The organism is Rhizobium sp. CFBP 13726, from assembly GCF_014841925.1.
GTDB lineage: Bacteria > Pseudomonadota > Alphaproteobacteria > Rhizobiales > Rhizobiaceae > Neorhizobium > Neorhizobium soli.
Map to the genome: position 1 here is coordinate 55,424 of NZ_JACYUU010000003.1, position 26,036 is coordinate 81,459.

Annotated in this window: 22 protein-coding genes and 1 tRNA gene; 11 read left to right on the top strand and 12 right to left on the bottom strand. The window is 61.2% G+C overall.

Annotated elements, in window-relative coordinates; genetic code table 11:
• Window positions 1-17 precede the first annotated feature (17 nt).
• From IFT66_RS14220 to IFT66_RS14245, 6 genes are all read left to right on the top strand, one after another.
• Window positions 18-1,274, top strand: a complete 1,257-nt coding sequence (locus IFT66_RS14220) for an ABC transporter substrate-binding protein (RefSeq protein WP_192078026.1) — start codon at window positions 18-20, stop codon at window positions 1,272-1,274.
• A 170-nt stretch (window positions 1,275-1,444) separates the two neighbouring features.
• Window positions 1,445-2,398, top strand: coding sequence for a carbohydrate ABC transporter permease (locus tag IFT66_RS14225; protein WP_192078277.1), 954 nt, complete (start codon window positions 1,445-1,447; stop codon window positions 2,396-2,398).
• Between the two features lie 15 nt (window positions 2,399-2,413).
• Window positions 2,414-3,256: a carbohydrate ABC transporter permease gene (locus IFT66_RS14230; protein WP_192078027.1), complete on the top strand. Its 843-nt coding sequence runs from the start codon at window positions 2,414-2,416 to the stop codon at window positions 3,254-3,256.
• The gene (locus IFT66_RS14235) at window positions 3,253-4,317 is read left to right on the top strand and encodes a Gfo/Idh/MocA family oxidoreductase (RefSeq protein WP_192078028.1); all 1,065 of its coding nucleotides are present in this window, start codon (window positions 3,253-3,255) and stop codon (window positions 4,315-4,317) included. The genes IFT66_RS14230 and IFT66_RS14235 overlap by 4 nt, the downstream gene beginning before the upstream one ends.
• Before the next feature lie 73 nt (window positions 4,318-4,390).
• Window positions 4,391-5,392 carry a sn-glycerol-3-phosphate ABC transporter ATP-binding protein UgpC gene (locus IFT66_RS14240; protein ID WP_192078029.1) on the top strand — a complete coding sequence of 334 codons (1,002 nt, stop codon included), beginning with the start codon at window positions 4,391-4,393 and terminating at the stop codon, window positions 5,390-5,392.
• A gap of 100 nt (window positions 5,393-5,492) precedes the next feature.
• Entirely contained in the window at window positions 5,493-5,756 is a 264-nt protein-coding gene (locus IFT66_RS14245; protein ID WP_174195392.1) for a hypothetical protein, read from the top strand.
• Between the two features lie 46 nt (window positions 5,757-5,802).
• Here IFT66_RS14245 and IFT66_RS14250 read toward each other — a convergent pair.
• A tRNA-Ala gene (locus IFT66_RS14250) sits at window positions 5,803-5,878 on the bottom strand.
• A 154-nt stretch (window positions 5,879-6,032) separates the two neighbouring features.
• Complete coding sequence (locus IFT66_RS14255; RefSeq protein ID WP_062454214.1) at window positions 6,033-6,422, bottom strand: TIGR02300 family protein; 390 nt, start codon at window positions 6,420-6,422, stop codon at window positions 6,033-6,035.
• Window positions 6,423-6,635: 213 nt separating this feature from the next.
• Between IFT66_RS14255 and aroA the strand changes: the two genes are divergently transcribed.
• The 4 genes from aroA (at window position 6,636) to rpsA (ending at window position 11,164) form a co-directional block, all read left to right on the top strand.
• On the top strand, window positions 6,636-8,003 hold the full coding sequence (gene aroA / locus IFT66_RS14260; protein ID WP_192078030.1) for a 3-phosphoshikimate 1-carboxyvinyltransferase: 1,368 nt from the start codon (window positions 6,636-6,638) through the stop codon (window positions 8,001-8,003).
• 9 nt (window positions 8,004-8,012) lie between these two features.
• The gene (locus tag IFT66_RS14265; protein WP_192078031.1) at window positions 8,013-8,654 is read left to right on the top strand and encodes an FMN-binding negative transcriptional regulator; all 642 of its coding nucleotides are present in this window, start codon (window positions 8,013-8,015) and stop codon (window positions 8,652-8,654) included.
• Between the two features lie 17 nt (window positions 8,655-8,671).
• Entirely contained in the window at window positions 8,672-9,304 is a 633-nt protein-coding gene (gene cmk / locus IFT66_RS14270) for a (d)CMP kinase (RefSeq protein ID WP_192078278.1), read from the top strand.
• Between the two features lie 156 nt (window positions 9,305-9,460).
• Window positions 9,461-11,164, top strand: coding sequence for a 30S ribosomal protein S1 (rpsA, locus tag IFT66_RS14275; protein ID WP_062578558.1), 1,704 nt, complete (start codon window positions 9,461-9,463; stop codon window positions 11,162-11,164).
• A 96-nt stretch (window positions 11,165-11,260) separates the two neighbouring features.
• Here rpsA and IFT66_RS14280 read toward each other — a convergent pair whose 3' ends face one another.
• The 10 genes from IFT66_RS14280 to rimP form a co-directional block, all read right to left on the bottom strand.
• Window positions 11,261-13,015 carry a hypothetical protein gene (locus IFT66_RS14280; RefSeq protein WP_192078032.1) on the bottom strand — a complete coding sequence of 585 codons (1,755 nt, stop codon included), beginning with the start codon at window positions 13,013-13,015 and terminating at the stop codon, window positions 11,261-11,263.
• 288 nt (window positions 13,016-13,303) lie between these two features.
• On the bottom strand, window positions 13,304-13,930 hold the full coding sequence (locus tag IFT66_RS14285) for a ribonuclease D (protein ID WP_092663999.1): 627 nt from the start codon (window positions 13,928-13,930) through the stop codon (window positions 13,304-13,306).
• A gap of 458 nt (window positions 13,931-14,388) precedes the next feature.
• Window positions 14,389-15,381: an Ldh family oxidoreductase gene (locus IFT66_RS14290; protein WP_184654281.1), complete on the bottom strand. Its 993-nt coding sequence runs from the start codon at window positions 15,379-15,381 to the stop codon at window positions 14,389-14,391.
• 56 nt (window positions 15,382-15,437) lie between these two features.
• Window positions 15,438-16,349 carry a cell envelope integrity protein TolA gene (locus IFT66_RS14295; protein ID WP_092663995.1) on the bottom strand — a complete coding sequence of 304 codons (912 nt, stop codon included), beginning with the start codon at window positions 16,347-16,349 and terminating at the stop codon, window positions 15,438-15,440.
• The gene (gene exbD / locus IFT66_RS14300; protein ID WP_192078033.1) at window positions 16,346-16,852 is read right to left on the bottom strand and encodes a TonB system transport protein ExbD; all 507 of its coding nucleotides are present in this window, start codon (window positions 16,850-16,852) and stop codon (window positions 16,346-16,348) included. The genes IFT66_RS14295 and exbD overlap by 4 nt, the downstream gene beginning before the upstream one ends.
• Window positions 16,853-16,856: 4 nt before the next feature.
• Entirely contained in the window at window positions 16,857-17,816 is a 960-nt protein-coding gene (gene exbB / locus IFT66_RS14305; RefSeq protein ID WP_249406469.1) for a tonB-system energizer ExbB, read from the bottom strand.
• Window positions 17,817-18,190: 374 nt separating this feature from the next.
• Window positions 18,191-21,034, bottom strand: coding sequence for a translation initiation factor IF-2 (gene infB / locus IFT66_RS14310; RefSeq protein ID WP_062578571.1), 2,844 nt, complete (start codon window positions 21,032-21,034; stop codon window positions 18,191-18,193).
• A gap of 100 nt (window positions 21,035-21,134) precedes the next feature.
• Window positions 21,135-21,818, bottom strand: coding sequence for an RNA-binding protein (locus tag IFT66_RS14315; RefSeq protein ID WP_184654277.1), 684 nt, complete (start codon window positions 21,816-21,818; stop codon window positions 21,135-21,137).
• Entirely contained in the window at window positions 21,815-23,431 is a 1,617-nt protein-coding gene (gene nusA, locus IFT66_RS14320; protein WP_113109286.1) for a transcription termination factor NusA, read from the bottom strand. Before nusA ends, IFT66_RS14315 begins: the two co-directional genes overlap by 4 nt.
• A 61-nt stretch (window positions 23,432-23,492) precedes the next feature.
• Window positions 23,493-24,095: a ribosome maturation factor RimP gene (gene rimP / locus IFT66_RS14325; protein ID WP_062578581.1), complete on the bottom strand. Its 603-nt coding sequence runs from the start codon at window positions 24,093-24,095 to the stop codon at window positions 23,493-23,495.
• Between the two features lie 290 nt (window positions 24,096-24,385).
• Between rimP and IFT66_RS14330 the strand changes: the two genes are divergently transcribed.
• Window positions 24,386-26,035, top strand: a complete 1,650-nt coding sequence (locus tag IFT66_RS14330) for an MFS transporter (protein ID WP_192078035.1) — start codon at window positions 24,386-24,388, stop codon at window positions 26,033-26,035.
• Window position 26,036: the final 1 nt, after the last annotated feature.

Genomic DNA, 26,036 nt, shown 5'->3' on the forward strand with positions numbered 1-26,036 from the left:
CAATAAGGGAGAACAGCATGAACAGCCTGTTGAAAACAATTCTTTTGGCCACGACGGTGATCGCGTCTGCGGGCGCAGCGTCTGCGGCCGAGGTCACGCTCAACATCGAGAGCTGGCGCAATGACGATCTGGCGATCTGGAAAGAAAAGCTGATCCCGGCCTTCGAAGCGAAGAACCCCGGCATCAAGCTCAACTTCTCGCCGACCGCACCGACCGAGTACAATGCGTCGCTCAACGCCAAGCTCGATGCAGGCTCTGCCGGTGACATCATCACGTGCCGTCCGTTCGATGCCTCGCTCGAACTCTTCAACAAGAAGCAGCTCGTCGATCTCACCAGCCTGTCGGGCATGAGCAATTTCTCGCCGGTCGCCAAGGCCGCCTGGTCGACAGACGACGGCAAGTCCACCTTCTGCGTGCCGATGGCATCCGTCATCCACGGCTTCATCTACAACAAGGACGCCTTCGACCAGCTGAAGATCGCGGTGCCGAAGACGAACGAAGAATTCTACGCCGCGCTCGACAAGATCAAGGCTGACGGTACGTTCATCCCGCTTGCCATGGGCACCAAGGATCTCTGGGAAGCAGCAACGATGGGCTACCAGAACATCGGCCCGAACTACTGGAAGGGCGAGGAAGGCCGCAAGGCGCTGATCGAAGGCAAGCAGAAGCTGACCGATCCGGAATGGGTCAAGCCCTACGAAGAACTGGCCAAGTGGAAGCCTTATCTCGGCGACGGTTTCGAAGCCCAGACCTACGCCGATAGCCAGAACCTCTTCACGCTCGGCCGCGCGGCGATCTTCCCTGCCGGTTCATGGGAAATTGCGCTTTTCACCAGCCAGGCCCAGTTCAAGATGGGCGCTTTCCCGCCGCCGGTGCTCAAGGCTGGCGAAACCGGCTACATCTCCGACCATCCGGATATCGGCGTTGGCTTGAACACCAAGAGCAAGCATCCGGAAGAAGCCAAGAAGTTCCTCACCTGGGTTGCTTCGCCGGAATTCGCCGAGATCTACGCCAATTCTCTTCCGGGCTTCTTCAGTCTGAATTCGTCGCCGGTGAAGATGGCAGATCCGATGGCGCAGGAATTCGTTTCCTGGCGTGAAAAATACAAGCCGACGGTCCGCTCGACCTATCAGATCCTGTCGCGCGGCACCCCGAACCTCGAAAACGAGACCTGGGTCGAATCGGCCAACGTCATCAACGGCACCGATACTCCGGCCGTTGCCGCCGAAAAGCTCCAGAAGGGCCTCGACAGCTGGTACAAGCCAGGTAAGTGACAAGCTTCCCCTTCCCTTGATGGGGAGGGTCGGCCCGACGGGCCGGGGTGGGGTGATCCTTGTGCGTGTGGTGTCACCCCCACCTGCAGCTTCGCTGCGACCTCCCCCTTCAAGGGGGAGGTATCGTGATCATGCTGCGCCAGCGCAAGCACAAGAAAACAGGCAAAGCCATGAGCGACATCCACCCTTCATCTGCCCTGCAGCCGGTATCGATCAAGCGCCCGTTCCGCTGGCATATCGTCGTCTTCATGGCGCCGGCGCTGCTGGTCTACACGGCGATCATGATCCTGCCGCTGATCGAGACGCTCAGGCTTTCGTTCTACAACACTGTCGATGGTGCTCAGTCCTTCGTCGGCTTTGCAAACTACCAGGTCCTCTTCGGTGATGTCCGCTGGGCGCGCGATTTCTGGAATGCGCTCACCAACAACCTGATCTTCTTCGCCATCCACATGTGCGTGCAGAACCCGATCGGCATTGCGCTCGCAGCACTCCTGTCGCTGCCGAAACTGCGTTTCGCCGCCTTTTACCGCACCGCCATCTTTCTTCCGACGCTTCTCTCCTTCGTCATCGTCGGCTTTATCTGGAAGCTCATCCTCTCGCCCATCTGGGGCGTTGCGCCCTGGCTGATGAGCCTTGCCGGTGCGAAATGGCTGTTTGCGCCCTGGCTTGGTCAGTCCGGGCCGGCGCTGATCGCGGTTTCCCTGATCTCGGTCTGGCAGTATGTCGGCATACCCATGATGCTGATCTACGCAGCGCTTTTGAGCATCCCCGAAGAAGTGGTCGAAGCTGCCGAATGCGACGGCATTACCGGCTGGAGCCAGTTCTGGAAGATCAAGCTGCCGCTCATTCTGCCGGCCATCGGCATCATCTCGATCCTGACTTTCGTCGGAAATTTCAACGCCTTCGATCTTGTCTATACGGTGCAGGGCGCGCTTGCCGGCCCCGATATGTCGACGGATATTCTCGGCACGCTTCTCTATCGCACCTTCTTCGGTTTCCAGCTGCAGCTCGGAGATCGCTCCATGGGGGCAGCGATCGCCGCGGTGATGTTCGTCATCATTCTCGCCGGGGTCTCGTTTTACCTTTTCGCCATCCAGCGGCGCATGCGCCGCTACCAGTTCTAAGGGGGGCGTCCGGACATGTCCAACAAGGCACGCTCTTCACCGCTCCGCTCGAGCCTCGTGCATCTGGCTCTGATCGCCTACACGCTGATCGCGCTGTTTCCGGTGTTCCTCACCATCATCAACTCGTTCAAGGATCGCAATTCGATCTTCCGCAATCCGATGCAGGTTCCCACACCGTCGAGCTTCAGCCTGATCGGCTACCAGACGGTTCTCGGCCAGGCGGATTTCATCGGCTATTTCCAAAACAGCATGATCGTCACGGTCGTCTCGATCGCTCTCGTGCTGCTGTTCGGCGCGATGGCGGCCTTTGCGCTGTCCGAGTATCGCTTCCGCGGCAATACGCTTCTTGGGCTCTATATGGCGATCGGCATCATGATCCCGATCCGGCTCGGCACGGTCGCGATCCTGCAGGGCATGGTCGCATCGGGCCTCGTCAACACGCTCACCGCGTTGATCCTCGTCTACACGGCGCAAGGGATACCGCTTGCGATCTTCATCCTGTCCGAATTCATGCGCTCGGTCTCCGATGACCTAAAGAATGCCGGCCGCATCGATGGTCTTTCGGAATATGCGATCTTCTTCCGCCTGGTCCTGCCGCTGATCAGGCCGGCCATGGCAACGGTTGCCGTCTTCACCATGATCCCGATCTGGAACGACCTGTGGTTCCCGCTGATCCTTGCACCGTCTGAGGCCACCAAGACGGTAACGCTCGGATCGCAGATCTTCATCGGCCAGTTCGTCACCAACTGGAACGCGGTGCTGGCAGCCCTGTCGCTCGCCATCCTGCCGATCCTCGTCCTTTACGTCATCTTCTCGCGGCAACTGATCCGCGGCATCACGTCTGGAGCCGTCAAGTGAGTTCAACCGAAAAGCCGATCCGCGTTCTCGTCGCAGGCCTCGGCAATATGGGCCGCAGCCATGCGCTGGCCTATCACAACAATCCGGGCTTCGAGATCGTCGGTCTCGTCAACCGCTCGAAGCCGACGCTCGATCCGGCCCTTGCCGGCTACGAGATCCATGCCGATTTCCTGACAGCCCTTGTCGACCTGAAGCCAGACCTCTGCGCCATCTGCACCTATTCCGACAGCCATGCGGACTATGCGGTTGCCGCCTTCGAAGCTGGCTGCGACGTGTTCGTCGAAAAGCCGTTGGCAACCACGGTTGCCGATGCCGAGCGCGTCGTTTCCGCTGCCAAGGCCGCGGATAAGAAGCTGGTGATCGGCTATATCCTGCGCCATCATCCGTCCTGGATCCGCCTGATTGCCGAAGCCCGCAAGCTCGGCCCGCCCTATGTCTTTCGGATGAACCTCAACCAGCAATCATCAGGCCCGACCTGGGATGTCCACAAGGCCCTGATGCAGACGACGCCGCCGATCGTCGATTGCGGCGTGCATTATGTGGATGTCATGTGTCAGATCACCGATGCCAAGCCGGTGGAAGTGCGCGGCATGGGCCTGCGCCTTTCCGATGAAATTGCGCCCGACATGTATAATTACGGCCACCTTCAGGTGATTTTCGATGACAAGTCGGTCGGCTGGTACGAAGCTGGCTGGGGCCCGATGATTTCCGAGACTGCGTTCTTCGTGAAGGACGTGATGTCGCCGAAGGGCTCGGTCTCGATCGTCATGGACCCCAATGCCAAGTCCGACGATATCGACACGCATACCAAAACCTCCGTCATTCGCCTTCACAGCGCCGAGACCGGTCCGGACGGCAGGTTCATCAGGCCCGACGAGGATATGACCATGGACGGCGAACCCGGCCATCAGGAGCTTTGCGATTTTGAGCAGGCCTATATGCTGAAGGCGATCCGCGAGGATATCGATCTCACCAGGCACATGGATGATGCGGTCCAGTCGCTGCGCATCTGCCTCGCAGCGGATGAAAGCGCCCGCACCGGCAAGCCGATCTATCTCTGAAAGCAACGCAAGCAATCGTGCCGGGTGGGTAAACGTCCGGGATGCACCAAACGACAGAAGTGGGAATACGCTCGTGGGTTCGCTGCAACTGAAATCCATTCGAAAGGCCTTCGGCGATCATGAAGTGCTGAAGGGCATCGACCTCGAGGTTCAGGATGGCGAATTCGTCATCTTCGTGGGCCCTTCCGGCTGCGGCAAGTCCACGCTGCTAAGGGTCATTGCAGGTCTTGAGGATGCATCATCCGGCTCGATCCGGATCGACGATCAGGAAATGGCAACGACCCCGCCCGCCAAGCGAGGCATCGCCATGGTCTTCCAGTCCTATGCGCTCTACCCGCATCTGACGGTGAAGGACAATATGGGCCTAGGTCTGAAGCAGGCCGGAACGGACAAGGCCGAGATCGAGACGCGCGTGTCGAATGCCTCGTCGCTTCTGTCGCTCGATCCCTATCTCGCCCGTCGCCCTGCCGAGCTGTCCGGCGGACAGCGCCAGCGCGTGGCGATTGGTCGTGCCATCGTGCGGGAACCGAAGCTTTTCCTGTTCGACGAGCCGTTGTCCAACCTCGACGCGGCTCTGCGCGTGCAGACCCGGCTTGAAATCGCCCGCCTGCACCGGCGGCTGAAGGCGACGATGATCTACGTGACGCACGACCAGGTCGAGGCGATGACGCTCGCCGACAAGATCGTCGTGCTCAGCGCCGGCGCGATCGAGCAGGTCGGGTCTCCGATGGAGCTCTACAACAAGCCCGCCAACGTCTTCGTCGCCGGTTTCATCGGCTCGCCGCAGATGAACTTTATCCCGGGCGAGACGCTTTCCGAAAGCGGCATCAAGACCATCGGCATCCGGCCGGAGCATATCGCTCTGTCGCGAGAAAGCGGCGAATGGAAGGCCAAGGTAGTCCATGCCGAGCACCTCGGCGCCGATACCATCCTCTATCTCGAAACCGAGACGGCGGGCCTCATCACGGTCCGTCTGTTCGGCGAGCATCGCTATGGTCCAGACGACATCGTCTTTGCCACACCGGATAAGGCCTCGCTGCACCGGTTCGACGAAAACGACAAGGCGATCGGTTAACCTTTAAATCGGCCGTAACCAGTTCCGTGTTCCACTACCTCCAATGCGGGAAAGCGAACCTTTGCGCTCCTTCCGCGTTATGGGGATGGAGGAAACGGCAATGACGGTAATTTTAATTCTGATTGCAGCGATCGCCACTCTCGCAGGGACCGGCGCCCTGGTGGTTCGCCAGATCGCGGATGCTCGCCGCCAGCAGTACCAGGACGAGGTTCTGGCCTCAGATCTCGGCTATCTGCGCGAAGTCGAGCGCACCAAGAAGCGCTTTCGGCACGCGGCCCACAAAACCCGCAAACTCGCCGCCCGCCGCACCCGGATCCATCAGACCAAAGCTGCACACAGCACAGCCGCGTACTTCGCGAATTAAGCTTTGTCGGCCTCTATTCAGCAGTCGGTTTATTGCGAGAAAGATTTGGTGGAGCTAAGCGGGATCGAACCGCTGACCTCTTGCATGCCATGCAAGCGCTCTCCCAGCTGAGCTATAGCCCCATCAGGGTGGTCCGGGTGTTCCGGTCCTTGGGAACTCCGAAGCAGCGATGCTGACCGGAGTGGCGGCTTATTACGTCCGGTTTTCGGAGAGTGCAAGCCTGTTTTTCAAAGCCCGGCAATTTTTCTTCAAATTACCGGGCTTTAGGTCGAAAGATCAATTCTCGTCGTCGTCGCCGCCAACGCCGACAATGCCGGTTACGTCGTCGTCTTCATCGTCTTCGTCGGCTTCGAGGAAGGTGTTGTCGTCATCGTCGCCGATATCGACATCATCGTCGTCGCCCAGATCCGGGATGTCGTCGCCGGTTGCCGCATCGTCGGCGTCGTCGGTTGCGACGGGCTCGACAGTTGGGTTCTCAACGTCGACTTCCTCGACATCTTCTTCTTCCGCCTGCTCCAGCTTTGCAGCGGCGCTGTTTTCGGCGAAGAACGACAACGGCCAGGACTTGCCGCTATAGGGGGAAACGACGGGATCGCGGTTCAGATCGTAAAACTTCTTGCCGGTATCCGGGTCGGTGCGCTTGGTTCCGAGTTCCGCTTTAGCCACTATCAAAGCCTCATGAGATGGCCGAACAGGTCGGCGAAGCCGCATAAAGCGGCAATCAATGGGTGAAAAATCTAAGCCGGTCCCCATAAGGCCTGGCGGGCTCCATGTCAAAGACTAACTTTTCCTGAATTCCTTGGCAGGCAGGCTAATGACCCGCCTTTTGCTTTGTGATAACGACGGCGGAAATCAAAGACATACGAGCAAGGACCGATCATGTCGCATGGGATTGCCCTCAAACCGGCAAAGTCGAGAAGATCGACAAACCTCACCGGGACCGTCCGCATCCCGGGCGACAAGTCCATCTCGCATCGTTCCTTCATGTTCGGAGGCCTGGCTGCCGGCGAGACGCGGATCACCGGCCTGTTGGAAGGCGAAGACGTCATCAACACCGGCAAGGCGATGCGTGCTATGGGCGCAAAGATCGACAAGGTCGGCGCCGAGTGGATCATCCAGGGCACCGGCAACGGCGCGCTGCTCGCACCGCAGGCGCCTCTCGATTTCGGCAATGCCGGCACCGGCTGCCGCCTGACGATGGGTCTCGTCGGCGTCTACGATTTCGAGTCCGCCTTTATCGGCGATGCCTCGCTGTCCAAGCGGCCGATGGGCCGGGTGCTCGATCCATTGCGCGAGATGGGCGTCCAGGTGACGTCGATGGACGGCGACAGGCTGCCCGTCACGCTGCGTGGTCCGCGCACGCCCAACCCCATCGTCTACCGCGTGCCCATGGCCTCGGCGCAGGTCAAGTCCGCGGTGCTGCTTGCAGGCCTCAACACACCTGGCGTCACCACCGTGATCGAACCGGTGATGACGCGCGACCATACGGAAAAGATGCTGCAGGGTTTTGGCGCCGATCTGACCGTCGAGACGGATGCGGATGGCGTCCGCACGATCCGGCTTGAAGGTCGCGGCAATCTCAAGGGGCAGGTGATCGATGTTCCCGGCGATCCGTCGTCGACTGCGTTCCCGCTTGTGGCCGCCATCCTGGTACCGGGTTCGGATGTGACCATCATGAACGTCCTGATGAACCCTACCCGCACCGGTCTTATTCTGACGCTGCAGGAAATGGGCGCGGATATCGAGGTGATGAATGCCCGCAGCGCCGGTGGCGAGGATGTGGCCGACCTGCGTGTCCGCGGCTCCGACCTCAAGGGCGTCACCGTTCCCGCCGATCGTGCGCCATCGATGATCGACGAATATCCCGTCCTCGCGGTCGCCGCAGCCTTTGCGGAGGGCACGACGACGATGCTCGGTCTCGAGGAACTGCGCGTCAAGGAGTCCGACCGTCTCTCGGCCGTTGCCGAAGGTCTGAAGCTGAACGGCGTCGATTGCGATGAAGGCAAGGAGACGCTTGTCGTGCGCGGCCGTCCAGGCGGCAAGGGCTACGGCAATGCGTCCGGCGCTGCTGTCGTCACCTATCTCGATCACCGCATCGCCATGAGCTTCCTCGTTCTCGGTCTTGCATCGGAGCACGAAGTCACGGTCGACGACGCCTCGATCATCGCCACCAGCTTTCCGGAGTTCATGGACCTGATGACCGGCCTCGGCGCGCAGATCGAGAACCACATCGACGGAAAGATCTGAGGCGCAGCAATGTACCAGCCGCCGCATTTCCGCGAAGACGATCTCGGCACCCAGCATGCGCTGATCCGGGCCTATCCGCTGGGCATGCTGATCACATCGGGGAATTCAGGCCTGCTCGCCAACCCGGTTCCGTTTCACCTCGATGGAGAAGCCTCTGATAAAGGCGTGCTGCGGCTGCATCTTGCCCGGGCGAACAGCCAGTGGAAAGACATCCGCGATGGCGCGACGGTGCTCGCTGTGTTTCAGGGCGCCGATAGCTACGTCACGCCGTCCTGGTACCAGACCAAGCAGGAGACGGGTAAGGTCGTGCCCACCTGGAACTACGCCATCGTTCAGGCCCGCGGTCCGGCCCGCATCGTCGAAGAGGCCGACTGGCTGCTTGCCCAGATCGAGGCGATCACCAGCCAGCATGAGAACAGCCGGCCAATGCCCTGGTCCGTCAACGATGCGCCGGACGATTTCATTTCTGCCCAGTTGAAGGGTATCGTCGGTGTCGAGATCCAAATCTCGGAGATCGAAGGAAAGTGGAAGGTCAGTCAGAACCGCCCGGTCGGCGATCGCGAAGGCGTTGCCTCCGGACTTGATAACATGCCCGGACAGGACCAAATGGCCGAACTTGTCCGCCGCTACGGAGCCTCCCGCCTGACATGAATTCTGCAGATAAAACTATGCCTCTGGTGATCGCAATCGACGGCCCGGCCGCGGCCGGCAAGGGAACCCTGTCGCGCCAGATCGCCGAAACATACGGCTTCCAGCACCTCGATACGGGTCTGACCTACCGCGCAGCCGCCAAGGCCCTGCTCGACCGGGGTCTGCCCCTGAACGACGAGGGTGTTGCCGAGAAGATGGCGCGCGACGTCGAACTTGCAGGCCTTGATCGCGAAATCCTCTCGGCCCATGCGATTGGCGAAGCGGCCTCGAAGATCGCCGTCATGCCCGCCGTGCGCCGGGCTCTGGTGGAAGCACAGCAGGCGTTTTCGAGGCGCAAGCCCGGAACGGTGCTCGACGGGCGCGATATCGGCACCGTCGTCTGCCCCGACGCACCGGTGAAACTTTACGTCACCGCATCGCCGGAAGTGCGCGCCAGACGCCGTTACGACGAGATCGTTAGCCGCGGCGATGCCGCAGATTTCGACGAGATTTTTGCCGATGTGCGAAAGCGCGACGAGCGCGACATGGGGCGTGCCGACAGCCCTTTGAAGCCTGCGAAAGACGCGCACTTGCTTGATACGTCAGAAATGGGTATAGAGGCCGCGTTTCAGGCCGCGAAGGCGATTATCGACGCCGCCCTGAAAGGATGATGACCGACCGGATAACCGGCGGCGCATTCGAGCCCGATATCTTAGTCCTTGCGCCGGATTGCCTCTGAACATGACGAGGCGGGCTTGGATTTCGGGTGTGATCAACACGAACCCACGGCGCAATGTGTCCTTGACTGGACACGACCAGGAGATTTCATGGCAGTAACTAACCCGTCGCGGGAGGACTTCGCAGCCCTTCTCGAAGAATCCTTCGCAACCAATGATCTGGCCGAAGGCTACGTTACCAAAGGTCTGGTAACGGCGATCGAAAAGGACATGGCCGTTGTTGACGTCGGCCTCAAGGTCGAAGGTCGCATCGCGCTGAAGGAATTCGGCGTCAAGGGCAAAGACGGTTCGCTGAAGGTCGGCGACGAAGTCGAAGTCTATGTCGAGCGCATCGAAAACGCGCTTGGCGAAGCAGTTCTGTCGCGCGAGAAGGCTCGCCGCGAAGAGAGCTGGGTCAAGCTCGAAGTCAAGTTCGAAGCTGGCGAACGCGTTGAAGGCGTTATCTTCAACCAGGTCAAGGGCGGCTTCACGGTCGATCTCGACGGCGCTGTTGCCTTCCTTCCGCGCAGCCAGGTCGACATTCGTCCGATCCGCGACGTGACCCCGCTGATGCACAACCCGCAGCCCTTCGAAATCCTCAAGATGGACAAGCGTCGCGGCAACATCGTTGTTTCGCGTCGTACGGTTCTCGAAGAATCCCGTGCAGAACAGCGCTCGGAAATCGTTCAGAACCTTGAAGAAGGTCAGGTTGTTGACGGCGTCGTCAAGAACATCACCGATTACGGTGCGTTCGTTGACCTCGGCGGCATCGACGGCCTGCTGCACGTGACCGACATGGCATGGCGCCGCGTCAACCATCCGTCGGAAATCCTGTCCATTGGCCAGCAGGTCAAGGTTCAGATCATCCGCATCAACCAGGAAACCCACCGCATCTCGCTCGGCATGAAGCAGCTCGAGTCGGATCCATGGGATGGCATCGCTGCCAAGTACCCGGTTGGCAAGAAGATCTCCGGTACCGTCACGAACATCACGGACTACGGCGCATTCGTCGAGCTGGAGCCAGGCATCGAAGGCCTGATCCACATCTCGGAAATGTCCTGGACCAAGAAGAACGTACATCCCGGCAAGATCCTTTCGACCACGCAGGACGTCGACGTTGTCGTTCTCGAAGTCGATCCGTCGAAGCGCCGCATCTCGCTCGGTCTCAAGCAGACCCTCGAGAACCCATGGCAGGCATTTGCGTTCAGCCATCCGGCCGGCACTGAAGTCGAAGGCGAAGTCAAGAACAAGACCGAATTCGGCCTGTTCATCGGCCTCGACGGCGACGTTGACGGCATGGTTCACCTCTCCGACCTCGACTGGAACCGTCCAGGCGAACAGGTCATCGAGGAGTTCAACAAGGGCGACGTCGTTAAGGCTGTCGTTCTGGATGTGGACGTCGAGAAGGAGCGTATCTCGCTCGGCATCAAGCAGCTCGGCAAGGATGCTGTCGGCGAAGCCGCAACATCCGGCGAACTGCGCAAGAACGCTGTCGTTTCGTGCGAAGTCATCGCCGTCAACGACGGTGGTGTCGAAGTGAAGCTCGTTGCTCACGAAGACATCACGTCCTTCATCCGCCGCAACGACCTGGCACGCGATCGCGACGATCAGCGTCCGGAGCGTTTCTCGGTTGGTCAGGTTTTTGACGCCCGCGTCACCAACTTCTCCAAGAAGGATCGCAAGGTCATGCTGTCGATCAAGGCTCTCGAGATCGCTGAAGAAAAGGAAGCAGTTGCACAGTTCGGTTCGTCCGACTCAGGCGCTTCGCTCGGCGACATCCTCGGCGCGGCTCTGAAGAACCGCGGCGGCGAGTAATCGTTGTAGCTTGAAATGCGAAAGCCGCCGGATCGAAAGATCCGGCGGGTTTTTTCATGCCCCCTATTTATCTCGGCCGGGTCTCGAACCGTCGGCTCAGGTCCATCCAGCCATGCGCCAGTAGAGGTCGTTCGGACGGCTTTCCTTATTGCTGACGTCCGCAGACGCGGCTTCGCCATCGCCGAGATTGTCGTCGTCGGAAGGATCTTTCCCGTCGTCGGGGTGGTCGAACGCCTGGCCCTGGCTGTGGTCGCCTTCGCCATCCTCGTCGATCGCCGTCACCGGCTGCGTCTTGCGGTTTTCGCGCCGCGGCTCGTCGTCCGCCATTGGGTAGGGGACAAAGGGCAGGCCAATCGCCTCGCGCTGCACGAGCGGCAGCGGCACTGGCATCGCTTGGATGTCGGGGTCTGGCACGCCCTCCGGGGCTCCGTTGGCTTTTGCGGCCGTGGTGTGACGTTCTGCAATGCGCAGCAGATCGTCCTCGGGATGCGTTATCCCGGCCGTATGCATTGCGTCTATGTCCGGAGCAGCCGGGGCAGGTTGTCCCTGTCCGGCGGCATGTGCCACCGTTCCACTGCCCCCTCCGCCAAACAGGTTCTTGAAAAGTGCCGCTGTCGAATTCTCGACCGGAGCTCCTGTCGCGAGCAGCGCCGCCTGAAGCGCGCTTGGTGCGATCGCAGACACGAGTTGCGCGAGATTGCTGGGCCATTCCACAGCGGGTTTCGGCGCCGTCGTGGCGTCTCCAAACTGCGGGATCTTCAATTCGTTGTCGAAGGCGTCGATAACCGCTGCGACCAGAGCCCCGGTATTCGTCACGGTCGCGATGCCCGGCACGGCGGTCCGCGGCAGGGCTCCTTGCAAGACTTGCGGCACCGGCTTCGCATCTGCAGCCAAGATCGGTGCGGCTTGCGCAGGCGCCGGGCTCGCGTCCGGCTTGATCGGAACCGCGTTTGGGACGGCGGGAGACGGCGTGGCGGGTTTGGTTTGCAGGTCGGAGGTTGCCGTCGCGGGACCTTCTGATCGGACCGGCATCGGCCGCGCAAGGATCGCCTCGCGGGTCGGCTCTTCCTGCAAGTCAACGAGGGGCGGCAGCAGTTGGGGTCTTTGAAGCTCCTTACCGGGAACCTTAGTGTCAGGAGCCGCGGCGGCTGACCCGCTCGTGGGTGGCGAGAACGGAGCGAGAGCTGGTGCCGCTGCACCGGTGGCGGGCGGCGTTGCGCTGGTGGCGGGTGACGTCACCGACTGCGATTTTGCTCCGATATCAGGCAAAGCACCGGGGGATGGCCTGGGGGTCTCTGTACTTGCTGTGTCCGGAGAAGAACCGGGCAGAGGCACTACCGGCGATGCGGGGCTGGGCGTCGAGGGCTGGAGCGCTGAGGGCGCGGGCAGGGAAGCTGACGGCGAGGGGGCGCTGGTCCGTGACGCAAGGGAGGTTTTCGTATCATCTCCCGTTGCGCTGGCTATCTCATTCTGCCGATAGGAGGTGACCGCTGCATTCTCAACCGTATCGCTATCCGATACGAGCGCGGCCTCCAGCGACAGGATCAGCCTGGCGGCATCGAGACCACCGGGGTTCTTGAGGATTTCGGCCAGCAGCGGCACGGACAAGCCCTTGACCAGCTGGCTCAGCGTTTTCTCAAGTGCGGCTACGTCAACAGCACTCATGGACTGCACGGCGACAGTCAGGCGCTCTGCATAGTCTGCCAGCAACTCGCCGTCGTTTCGCGGTATCTGCAGGAGCTGACCTATCGTTTCGGCGAAGATCGACGACCCGTAGGCAAGCTGCAATTGGCCGGAGAGCGACAGAAGGTTCAGGCGACCACCTGCAATCAGTCCATCGTTCGCGGACATCTCAGGGTCTGGTCCTGCGGATGCAGCGATCGGACGCGTTGCCGCAACCGTACGGACCGGAGAGAGTGGGTCGGCCTGCATGCTTTGCGTAGCACTGACAGGAGTCAGCATGGCGCGCTTCCATCTGTCGCGTGTGAAAGGAAGGGACAACTCGGCCGCACACGACCGTACGCGCAAGGAGCACGCCGAAACTGCGCCGCCATCTCATGGCGCACGATTTGCCGATCAGCAATTTTAAGCGCGCTATGGTTAAATCATCGCTAATCGCCGGATTACACGGGCCGATGATCAGCTATGCGCAAAAATGTCGGTCTCACCCCAGCCGAGCAGATCGAGCTTGGCTCGGGTCGGCAGGAACTCGAAACACGCCGTCGCGTGTTCGATACGCTCATCGCGGAGCAGGCGTTCGGTCAGCTTGTCGCGCAGCGCATGAAGGTGAAGCACGTCGGACGCCGCATATTCCAGTTGGGCCTGCGACAGGGTTTCGGCCGCCCAGTCGGTCTGCTGCTGCGCCTTGGAGATGTCGACGTCGAGCAACTCTCTCAGATTGTCCTTGAGGCCGTGTCGATCCGTATAGGTCCGCACGAGCCGCGATGCGACCTTGGTGCAGAAGACAGGCGTGGTCGTAACCCCGAACGTGTGAAACAGAACTGCGATATCGAACCGTCCGTAGTGGAAGATTTTCTGGTGGGTGGGATCGGCAAGCAATGCGACGAGATTGGGAGCGTCTTTTTGCCCCGAAGCGATCCGGATGACGTCCGCCGTTCCGTCGCCCGGCGATAGCTGCACGACACAGAGCCTGTCGCGGCGGGGAACGAGGCCAAGCGTTTCGGTATCGATCGCGACCGCGCCCGTGTAGCGCGACGCGTCGGAGGCTGGAATATCTCCATGATGGTACCGTATCGTCGTCTTCATGCGTGTCTCCGATGCCTCGCTGTCTGCCGGATAACCTAGAGGAAAGCTCAGGCGGAAGCACGCAGCCAGGACGTCTTATCCCGGACTATGGCTATCGCTTGGCGACGACGAAGCACGAACGCGTGAGCAATTGCCCAGCAATGCAGCAAACGCATTGCTGCATTGCAGCAGAGCCTCTTGGCGCACCGGGAAGATATGGCTAGAAGTTTGGTCATCGAACGACGCACCTCCTCCTCCCAGTGTCGTTCGATACGGATCAACAACACCCTCCTCCTCCCAGTTGTTGATCAAGTTTAAAGCCTGGCGCATCCTCCTCCCGCGCCAGGCTTTTCTCGTTTTGTATCCCTTAAAATCCTCTGTATGACCGGCTCTGCCTCCGCAGAACGCCTTGCTGCGCAATAAGAAAAAGCCAGCGCATCGCTGCACTGGCTTGTATGGCATAAAGGTGGATCTGCAGGTCAGCCCAGAGCTTCTATCGCCTTCATCACGTCGTCGTCGATCTTAAGACCGTGCTGGATGCTTTCGGCGCGAAGACCGCGGCCTCGCCGGCCGGGCAGGCGGACACCGTCCTGCTTTGCCATTTCGCTCGCCAATGCCGCAAAGCGTTCTGCCGCGCCGCCACCCGTCGTGGCATCCGGATCGATGACGATCAGCGACTGGCCAAGCGCCGGCGGAGGTCCGGTCTCGTCAAACAGCGAGCTGGCCTGGTAGGAGTAATGCGCACCGCCGATGCCGGCCGCCATCACTTCGACCATGAGTGCAAGCGCTGCCCCCTTGGCGCCCCCGGATGGCGCCATCGTTCCCTTGATCGCGGCAAATGCGTCGGTTGTCGGATTGCCGTCGGTGTCGAACGCCCAGTCGTCGGGAATACTGGTGCCCTTCTGGGTCGCTTCCATCACCTTGCCGCGGGCAACCTTGGAGAGTGCTAGATCGATGACCAGCGGCTCGTCACCGGCAATAGGCGCCGCAAAAGCGATCGGATTGGTGCCGAACAGCGGCACCTTGCCACCCCAGGGGGCCATGGAGGCGGGCGCGTTGGCAAACATCATCGCAACCAGCCCCTGCTCGGCAAAGCGCTCCACGGTCAACGCCATGACGCCTGCATGGTGCGAACGGTTGATGGCGGCAAAGGCGATGCCCTGTTCGCGCGCAATCGCTGGAAGTTCCAAGACAGCGAGATCGAGCGCCGGATAGGCAAAGCCAAAGTCCGCGTCGATTGCAAGAACTGCAGGCCTTGGCCTGCTCGCCTTAGGCCGAGCAGTGCCATCCACCTTGCCGGTCCGCACCTGTTTGACATAGGCCGGGATGCGGCGAAGCCCGTGACCGGACTGGCCGGCGGCTTCCGCCTGCACCAGGGCGCGGGCAACCGAGCGTGCGGTGCTATCAAGCACGCCGTTGGCTTCGAAAACGCCGCTCACCAGCGTTTCGGCTTCTTCAAGGGTAATTTGCATGGACAAGCTGTTCCGGGAGCGAGTGTTAAGGATGGCAACCGAACCCGAAAGCACGGCTACTTGCACTCTACCGACTGAGTGACGAGGCTTGCAACACCTGCCGGTGCGATCGGAACAGGCGATGCGCGCCGAACGGCTGAGACGACGTAGTCGTCGATACGCGTATCTCCAGACGATCTGGCAACGGACACGCGCCCGATATTGCCATCGCTATCGAAATTGAAGCTGATCGTCACGATCCCCTTCTGGTTGGACGGGCAGCGGCGGGCATTACGGGCGATCTTCGTGCGCACACGGGTCATCCAGGTGGACGGTGACATCGTCGAGGCCACCGATCCGCTCGAGGTCTGCGCAGCGGCAGTGCGCTCCGACGGCTTTGCCTGAACCTTTGCCTGCGCCTTTTCCTTCTGCGCCTGCGGCTGACGCCGTGGCTTTTCTACCTTCTGGACCGGCTTCGGTGGTGGTGGACGAGTGACCGGCAGCGGGACTTCCACGTTCTCCAACGCTGCGGTGACCTTCTGCTCGATCGGATCGACAGGCTCGGGCGGCGGCGTTTCGACGATCTCCGGCGGCGGGGGCGTTTCCTCCGGCAGCGGCGTCTCGATCACGGGTTCCGGCGGCGGTTCGGGTGTCTCCTCAGCCACTTCCGGTGGCGGTTCGACCGGTGGCGGCTCCTCGATGGGTTCGACCTCTTCGACCGGCTCGGTCTGCTGGGTCTCGACCAGTTGCCGGTCTTCGGTGTCGGTAGCGATCTGCTCTTCGTCCGGGATCGCCGCCTCCGGCTCCGGCGCAAGCTCGATCATGATGGCGGCCTGCGGACCGTTGTCGGCAAGTTCCTCCGGCTCTTGCCTCATCAGAAGCGCTGCGGCGGCAATGTGGACCGTGAGCACAAGGATAGCGGCAGATCCCCACAGGGCGATCTCGCCGATCCTGCTCGCATATCCTCTGCGCTGCATGGCAAGGCTCATGGAGCGCCTCCGGTGGCCGGCGAAGCGGCTGGTGCAGGCGCTGCTGGTGCTGCGGGTGTAGACGCTGGCGCCTGTTGGGCACCCGACGCGGCCTCCAACCCGACCAGCGCAATCTTCAGGTAGCCGGAATCGCGCAGCAGGTTCATCACTTCCATGAACTGCCCGTAATCGACGGCCTTGTCGGCCCGCAGGAAGATCCGCGTATCCTTGTTGCGTTCGGTCTGACGGTCGAGATTTGCGGCAAACTGTTCGCGCGCGACCGGATCGTTGCCGATATTGAGCGACAGGTCGTCCTTGACCGTCACGTAGAGCGGTTCGTCTGGTCGTTCTGCCGGCTTGGCGCTGGAGGCGGGCAGATCGACATTGACGTCGACCGTCGACAGCGGCGCGGCCACCATGAAAATGATCAGGAGCACCAGCATGACGTCGATAAACGGCGTCACGTTGATCTCGTGATTTTCGGGAAGTTCATCGCCGTAATGTTCGCGAATGCCGCCTGCCATGGAATTATTCCCCCGCGACCAGAGACATCGACGCCGGCCTGCGTCCGCCTGGCGGCACCTTGCGGAAATCGAGATCGCGGCTGACCAGTCGTTCGACACCGGAAGCAGCGTCGGCCAGCAGCTGGCGGTAGCCGGTGACCGAGCGGGCAAAGGCGTTGTAGATGATGACAGCAGGAATTGCCGCGACCAGACCGAGCGCGGTCGCAAGCAGCGCCTCGGCGATGCCGGGCGCCACGACCGCAAGGTTGGTCGTGTTAGACTGCGAAATGCCGATGAAGGAATTCATGATGCCCCAGACCGTGCCGAACAGTCCGACAAACGGACCAACCGAGCCGATCGAGGCGAGAATGCCCGTGCCGCGGGCCATGCGCCGTCCGGAATAGGCTTCGATGCGCGACAGAACCGAAGACACGCGCTCCTTGACGCCACCGGTTTCCGCGTAATCAAGAGCTGCTTCGGAAAGCTCCACCTCTTCCGTCGCGGCACGCAGCATCAGGGCCGCAGGCCCGCCGCGACGGCCCGTCGTCTCAAGCGCTTCCGGCAGCGTATGCGCGCCCTGGATGATTTTCAGGACACGCCTGGCGCGGGTACGGGCGCCCATCAGCTCCAGCGTCTTTGCGATCCAGATCGTCCATGTGAGAAGCGAGGCAATGGCAAGGCCGATCATCACGGCCTTCACCACCCAGTCGGCCGCCATGAACATGCCCCAGGGCGAAAGATTGTGAGGAATATCGGCGCGTGCTTCGGGGGAAGGTGCACCCGTTGCAGCCGGAGCCTGCTCGATTGGCGTCACTGAGGGAGCAGCAGGTTCTGCCGGGGTTGCGTCTTGAACGGGTGGCGGGGTCTGCTGTGTCGTAGGAGCAGCGCTTGGAGGAGCAAGGGCCGGCGCCGTCTGTTGTGCCGGACCAGGCGCTTCCGGTGCAGGCGCCTCGACCTGCGCGACCGCATTTGTCGTCATCAGCATCAAGGCCGCAATCGTTGTCACGAGGGGACCGGGCCCGGCAACGCGCAACTGCTTCCTGTAGAGGTGAGACTTCGGGACAACGGACATGGCAGCGATACTCCGACTGGTCGCCGGAAGGCTCAGGTGGCCCAACGGCTCGATATCATTCAGCCGGTCCGAAAACTGAGGGCGGCGGCTTGCCGCTATGCGATAATAAACATGAGTGTGGTTGGCAACTATAATCGGGAGAGTATCGCTTAAATTTGACTGCTTCCGTCATGATTTGGTCCGCATGGCCCTGCTGCCAGCCGCAGCCTGTGTCCCAAAGCTCCGCATAAACGAAAAAACCGCCGGAGATTTCTCTTCGGCGGTTGATGGTTTCGGCAGCGCTAAACTTACAGCGTGCGCGTGATGTGCTCCACGCGGAAGCACTCGATCGTGTCGCCTGCGCGGATATCTTCGTAGTTTTCGAACGCCATACCGCATTCCTGACCCATCGGCACTTCGCCGACTTCGTCCTTGAAGCGCTTGAGCGTCTTGAGCTTGCCTTCGTGAATGACAACGTTGTCGCGCAGCAGGCGGACGCCTGCACCACGCTCGACCTTGCCTTCGACGACGCGGCAACCTGCAACCTTGCCTGTCTTCGTGATGTTGAACACCTCGAGGATCTCGGCATTGCCAAGGAAGGTCTCGCGACGTTCTGGCGAAAGCAGACCCGACATCGCTGCCTTCACGTCATCCACCAGATCGTAGATGATGTTGTAGTAGCGGATCTCGGTGCCGGCACGATCGGCCGCTATGCGCGCCTGTGCGTTGGCACGGACGTTGAAGCCGATGATCGCTGCTTCGGAGGATTCGGCAAGCGCCAGATCCGACTCGGTGATAGCACCTGCGCCCGAATGGACGATGCGGGCGCGGACTTCGTCGGTGCCAAGCTTGTCGAGAGCGCCGATAATGGCTTCTACGGAACCCTGAACGTCGCCCTTGATGAGCAGCGGGAATTCCTTGTAGCCGGTATTCTGCAGCTTGCTCATCATCTGTTCGAGCGAACCGCGCTGACCGGACTGGCGAGCAACCGCCTTGTCGCGGGCAAGCCGCTGGCGATATTCGGAAATCTCGCGAGCACGGCTCTCGTTTTCAACGACGGCAAACTTGTCGCCGGCAGCAGGCGTGCTGGAAAGACCGAGCACTTCGACCGGCATGGCCGGGCCGGCTTCCTTGACGTGAACACCCTTGTCGGTGACGAGCGCGCGGACGCGGCCCCACTGATCGCCGGCAACGATGATCTGGCCAGGCTTCAGCGTGCCCTTCTGGACGAGCACGGTTGCAACCGCACCGCGGCCACGGTCGAGCTGGGCTTCGATGACGATGCCTTCGGCCGTACGGACCGGATCTGCCTTCAGGTCGAGAATTTCGGCCTGCAGCAGAACAGCCTCGAGCAGCTTGTCGAGATTGGTCTTGTTCTTGGCCGAAACTTCGACGTCGAGAACTTCACCGCCCAGCGATTCAACGAACACTTCGTGCTGCAGCAGCTGCTGGCGCACCTTGTCCGGGTTGGCTTCGTGCTTGTCGATCTTGTTGATCGCCACGATGATCGGAACGCCGGCAGCCTTTGCGTGGCTGATGGATTCGATCGTCTGCGGCATCACGCTGTCGTCGGCTGCAACCACGAGGATCGCGATGTCAGTCGCCTGCGCACCACGGGCACGCATGGCCGTAAAGGCGGCGTGACCGGGGGTATCGATGAAGGTGATCTTCTGGCCGTTCTGTTCGACCTGATAGGCACCGATATGCTGGGTGATGCCACCGGCTTCACCCGAAACTACGTTGGCCTGGCGGATCGCGTCGAGAAGCGAGGTCTTGCCGTGGTCGACGTGACCCATGATCGTCACGACCGGAGGACGCGAGACCATTTCGCCAGCGTCGTCCATCTGGTTGAAGATACCTTCTTCAACGTCCGATTCCGAAACGCGCTTGACCGTATGGCCGAATTCACCAGCGATGATTTCAGCGAGATCGGCGTCGATAACGTCGCCGGCCTTCATCATCTGGCCTTCCTTCATCAGGTACTTGATAACGTCGACGGCGCGTTCAGACATGCGCTGCGACAGTTCCTGAATGGTGATGGTTTCCGGCAGGATGACCTCGCGCATAACCTTTTCGCGGGTTTCCTGCATCTGGCTGCGGCGGAACTTTTCCTGCCGGCGGCGCATGGCAGCCATCGAACGACCGCGGCCGGTGCCGTCATCATCGGTGCTGGCAGCAGTGATTGTCAGCTTGCCTTGGCGACGGCCTTCTTCGACCTTCGGGCGTGTCGGTGGCTTGGCAGGAACGGGCGCTGCAACGCGGCCGCGACCTGGAATGGTCCGGGCAGGTGCGCGATCCTCTTCCTCGTCGTTGCGGCGACCACGTCCGATGACGGGGGCGGCAACAGGTGCGGCTCCCGGCGTCGGGCGAGCCGAGTTACGGTTGTCCTGGGTATTGGCGTTGCGATCTGCAGCGGCTGGCGCTGGCGCAACCGGTGCCGGACGCAGAGCTTCCTCGGCGGCGCGTGCCTTGGCTTCTTCGGCCAGACGTGCTGCTTCGGCTGCTTCTTCGACCTTGCGGCGCTCGTCTTCTACCTTACGGCGCGCATCATCCTCGACGCGCTGCTTGGCTTCGACCACATCGCGCGCCTGGGCTTCGACGAGTGCGCGACGGCGTGCATCCATCTCGCTTGCGGACAGGTCGTGCAGGACAGCACCACCCGAACGCTGCGGCTGGCGCTGCGGCTGTGACGGCTGCTGCGGACGCTGGCCCTGATGCGACGAGGGACGCTGACCCTGCGATGACGAAGGGCGCTGGCCCTGCGAAGAACCGGGGCGGTATCCCTGCGATGAAGGCTGCTGGACGCGCGGCTGCGGCGGGCTAGGCTGGCTGACGGGTGCAGCAGGGGCGGGGGTTGCAGGTGCGGCGGCGGCCACAGGGGCGGCTGGTGCCGGCGCTGCAGGGGTTGCCGGCTGCGGGCGTGGCGCTACAGGAGCGGCTGCCTCGACTGGCCGAGGGGCCGGTGCTGCAATCGGTGTAATTGGCTTTTCGTCGAGCGGACGGGTCGGGCGGCGCTTGACCGTCTCGACGACGACCGCCTTGGTCCGGCCGCGACCCATGTCCTGGCGTACAGTACCCTGGGTTACGCCCGATGGTTTCAGGGTAAGGGTCTTCTTCACGCCCAGTGTCTTGTCGTCGTTGTTATCAGTCATTCCGTTCCTGTTCCTTCAGACAGGAACAGATGGAAGCCATCAGTGCCTGTCGATCAAATCGTACATATCGATGTGCGTCCGGCAAAAACCGGTAACCGCGTCATTGTTTCGGCATGTCAGCGACACCTTTTGTCTGGGACAGACCGCCCGTGCGGTACTGTTCAAGTAGGTTTGCGCGTTTCACTACACCTTCACCCGCCTGTCCCGCAAGCGCGCAGGCATGGATAAAAGCATTCTGGCCCATCACTTCGTCCAGTTCGGCCCCCGTGAAGAGCAAAAAGGATGGAATTTCTTCCTCGGCATTCGAGCCGAATTTGAAGGCCTTGCGGGCCTGATCGATCTTCCGGATACCGTCTGCCGCAGCGTCTGAGGCATGAAAGACGGCAATCGCGCCGCCGGAGCGAACTGCGGCATCGACCTTCGTCGCGCCCGAAATAAACTGGCTCGCCTTGCGGGCCATGTTCATCATGCCGATCAGATCGGCCGCGAGCAGTCTGTCAACCGTCGCCCCCAGATCGGCATCCGCCTTAGCGTCCGTCTTCAACGCGCGGGCGAAGGATTTCTTCTGGACCGCCCGGTCGATCAACGCCCGTTCGGCCTTTACCCAGCAGCCCCGCCCCGGAAGGCGACGCTTGAGATCGGGAACAACCTGGCCATCAGGCCCGGCCACGAAGCGGATCAGCGTTTCCGGTGATCCGGCTTCACGGGTGACGATGCAGGTACGGTCATTCACGATAAGCTCGTCGTCTGCATCGTCGTCTGGTTCATTGCCAATCGGGATCATTCCCGCTCGGCGGCAGGCGCCTCCTCGGCGTCTTCGGCCTCTGGTGCTTCTTCGGTGGCAAGATCCGCTTCGGTGATCCAGCCAGCCAGCAGGCGGGCCTGCACCACCATGTTTTCAGCTTCGGTGCGCGAAACCTCGAACTTCGAAAACAGACCTTCGAACTTCTTGGTCTCGCCGTCCTTGCGCTCGCTCCAACCGACAAGATCATCGGCCGCGCAGCCGGCAAAATCCTCGATCGTCTTGATGCCGTCTTCGCCAAGCGCGACCAGCATCTGACCGGTCAGGCCGTCGATCTGCTTCAGTTCGTCGGCAACACCGAGTGCGACGCGCTTTGCATCGTTTTCAGACTCGATCCGCTCGAGATATTCGCGGGCACGGGTCTGGATCTCGGTCGCGGTATCTTCGTCAAAACCGTCGATCGAGGAGATTTCGTCGAGCTCGACATAGGCAAGCTCTTCAACGGCGGCAAAGCCTTCGGACGCCAGCACCTGGCCAACCATCTCGTCGACATCGAGCGCGTCCATAAACAGGTTGGTTCGCTCGTTGAATTCCTTCTGGCGGCGCTCCGATTCCTCGGCTTCCGTCATGATGTCGATATCCCAGCCGGTCAGCTGCGATGCAAGGCGGACGTTCTGGCCACGACGACCGATCGCCAGCGACAGCTGCTCGTCCGGAACCACGACTTCGATCCGCTCGCTGTCTTCGTCGAGAACAACCTTGGAGACTTCTGCCGGCTGCAGCGCGTTGACGATGAACGATGCCGGATCCTGGCTCCACGGAATGATGTCGATCTTTTCGCCCTGCAGCTCGCCGACGACGGCCTGAACGCGCGAACCGCGCATACCGACGCAGGCGCCGACCGGATCGATCGACGAGTCGTTGGAAACGACAGCGATCTTGGCGCGCGAGCCCGGATCGCGGGCAACGGACTTGATCTGGATGATGCCGTCGTAGATTTCAGGCACTTCCATGGTGAACAGCTTCACCATGAACTGCGGATGGGTACGCGACAGGAAAATCTGCGGGCCACGCTGTTCGCGGCGCACGTCGTAGACATAGGCGCGAACGCGGTCGCCGTAGCGCATGTTTTCGCGCGGGATCATCTCGTCACGGCGAATGATGCCTTCGCCACGACCGAGGTCGACGATGACGTTGCCATATTCGACGCGCTTGACGGTGCCGTTGACGATTTCGCCGACGCGGTCCTTGAACTCGTCGAACTGACGGTCACGTTCCGCTTCGCGCACCTTCTGGACGATCACCTGCTTGGCAGACTGGGCGGCGATACGACCGAAATCCATCGGCGGCAGCGGATCGGCGATGAAGTCGCCAATCTTGGCGTCAACGTTGCGATCGAGCGCCAGCGTCAGCGGGATCTGCGTGCCGTAATCCTCGGCGACATCGACCACTTCCAGCAGACGCTGGAGACGGATCTCGCCGGTCTTGGAATTGATGTCGGCACGGATGTTGGTTTCCGAACCATAGCGCGAGCGGGCGGCCTTCTGGATGGCGTCGGCCATCGCAGCCAGCACGATTTCGCGGTCGATGACCTTTTCGCGGGCTACTGCATCTGCGATCTGCAGAAGTTCAAGCCGGTTTGCGCTCACTGCCATTGTCGTTGGTCTCCGTAAGTCGAGCTATGTGCGACCTTCTCAAAGGAAGGCGTGCTGTCGGTTATTCTTCGTCAGTGTGTTCGTCGGTTTCGTCGTTCTGATTGGCGGCCTGCTGCTTGGCCGCTTTGTCAGCCCGCAACGCGTCGCGGATCAGTTCGTCGGTGAGGACAAGCTTTCCTTCGGACAGCGCCGTAAACGGAATGAGCAAATGCTGTGTCTCGCCATCGGCGACCTGATCGCGGTCGATCGTGAAGCCCTCGGACGTGACGTCGGTGATCTTGCCGCGAAAACGCTTGCGATTGTCGACCAGGATCGACGTCTCGCATTTCACGATATGGCCGTTCCAGCGCTCGAAATCGGACTTGCGCACCATCGGGCGATCGATGCCGGGCGACGATACTTCGAGATGATACTCGCGATCGATCGGATCTTCCACATCGAGAACGGGCGAGATCGCCATCGAGACGGCTTCACAGCCCTCGACATCCATCGTGCCATCGTTGCGTTCGGCCATGATCTGCAGCGTCGCGCCATTCTGATTGAGCATCCGGACGCGCACGAGGCGGAAGTCCATGGATGTCAGAACGGGCTCGATGATCTCGGCCACTCTGAGTTCAAGCCCGGTCTCGACGATCAGGCGCGGTTCGCTGTCGGTTTGTGGCATGCGCCCTCCGAATTCGTGCTCCCTGTCCGGTTTCCGGAAGAGAGGGAGAAAAGCGATCGCCTAACAAAAAAGAGCGGGTCCGGGAGGGCCCACTCTTCATCGGACGATCAAGAATATGGCCTGCATATACGCTTTCACACCGGCGATTGCAAGACCGCCGCAAGACTCGTCGCATTCGCTCCGGTCCGTGATGGGGTTGGTGACAGCAGATCTCCATCATCGGGCATTTTAGGACATGACGCGGGTGGAATTTGTGGTCTTCAGGTCTATAACCCTTTGGTGACAGTGCCATGATGGGAGGAAGAGACTTGCCCGATCGGATTTCGACGCTGGCGCCGTTTCGGCTGCCGACGTTCCGAATGATCTGGATTGCCAGCATCGCGTCGAATTTCGGTGGGTTGATCCAGGCCGTCGGTGCCGCCTGGATGATGACGGCGATCGCCAGTTCGCAGGACATGGTGGCGCTGGTGCAGGCGTCCAACGCCTTGCCGATCATGCTGTTTTCGCTTGTCGCCGGGGCATTGGCCGACAATTACAATCGCCGAAGCCTAATGCTGACGGCGCAGGTCTTCATGCTGACCGTGTCGATTGCGCTGACGGTGTTTGCCTATCTCGGCCTGCTGACGCCGTGGCTTCTTTTGATGTTCACCTTCCTGATTGGCTGCGGCACGGCGCTCAATAACCCGTCCTGGCAGGCCTCGGTCGGCGATATCGTACCACGCGAAATCCTGCCGACCGCAGTGACGCTGAACAGCGTCGGCTTCAACATCACCCGCAGCGTCGGCCCGGCGATCGGCGGCGCGATCGTCGCAGCAGCAGGGGCTGCCGCCGCCTTCGCGGTCAACGCGATGAGCTATTTCGCCATCATCTACGCACTGTTTCGCTGGAAGCCGCAGCGTGCCGACGATTCGCTTCCGCGCGAAACTTTGCTGCGGGCACTGTCCGCCGGCCTTGGCTACGTCGCGATGTCGCCGAATATTCTGAATGTGCTGCTGCGCGGCCTGCTGTTCGGTCTGACCGCAAGCGCTATTCTGGCCCTTCTGCCGATCGTTGCCCGCGATCTCGTGTCCGGTGGCCCGTTCACCTACGGCATCATGCTGGGCGCTTTCGGCATCGGCGCCGTCGCCGGTGCCATTGCCAATGCGAGGCTCAGGGAAAAGTTTTCGAGCGAGTGGATCGTCCGGTTCGCGTTCGTGGGCTTTGCCGCAAGCTCCGCCGTCATCGGCGCAAGCACGAATACGACGGTGACGGTGATCGCCCTCCTGTTCCCCGGCGCCTGCTGGGTTCTCGCGCTATCACTGTTCAACACGACCGTGCAGCTTTCGACGCCACGCTGGGTCGTCGGCCGTGCCTTGTCCTTCTACCAGACGGCAACCTTCGGCGGCATTGCTGCGGGCAGCTGGATGTGGGGTCTGCTTTCCGAAAACTTTGGCGCGTCGGTTGCACTGTCCATCGCGAGCTTGGCCATGCTCGTCGGCGCTCTCGTCGGATGGCGCATGCCGCTGCCACAGTTCGGCGATGTCAATCTCGATCCGCTCAACCGCTTCAACGCGCCGCTTCTCAGCCTCGCGCTGCAGCCACGAAGCGGGCCGATCGTGCTCCAGATCGATTACCTGATCGGCGAGGCGGACATCCCCGAATTCCTGACCCTGATGGCACGCCGCAGACGGGTGCGGATCCGCGACGGTGCAAGGCAGTGGGCCTTGATGCGCGATCTCGAACATCCCGACGTCTGGACGGAGACCTATCATACCGCCACCTGGGCGGACTACGTGCGCCACAACCAGCGGCGCATGCAGATGGATGCGGAGATCTGGGACGCGATCCGCAAGCTGCATCAAGGCGATGAGGAACCGAAGGTTCATCGTATGATCGAGCGGCAGACGATCCCGCCGCCCTCCGACATCATGCACAAGCCGCATATCGACCTTCACCACTAAG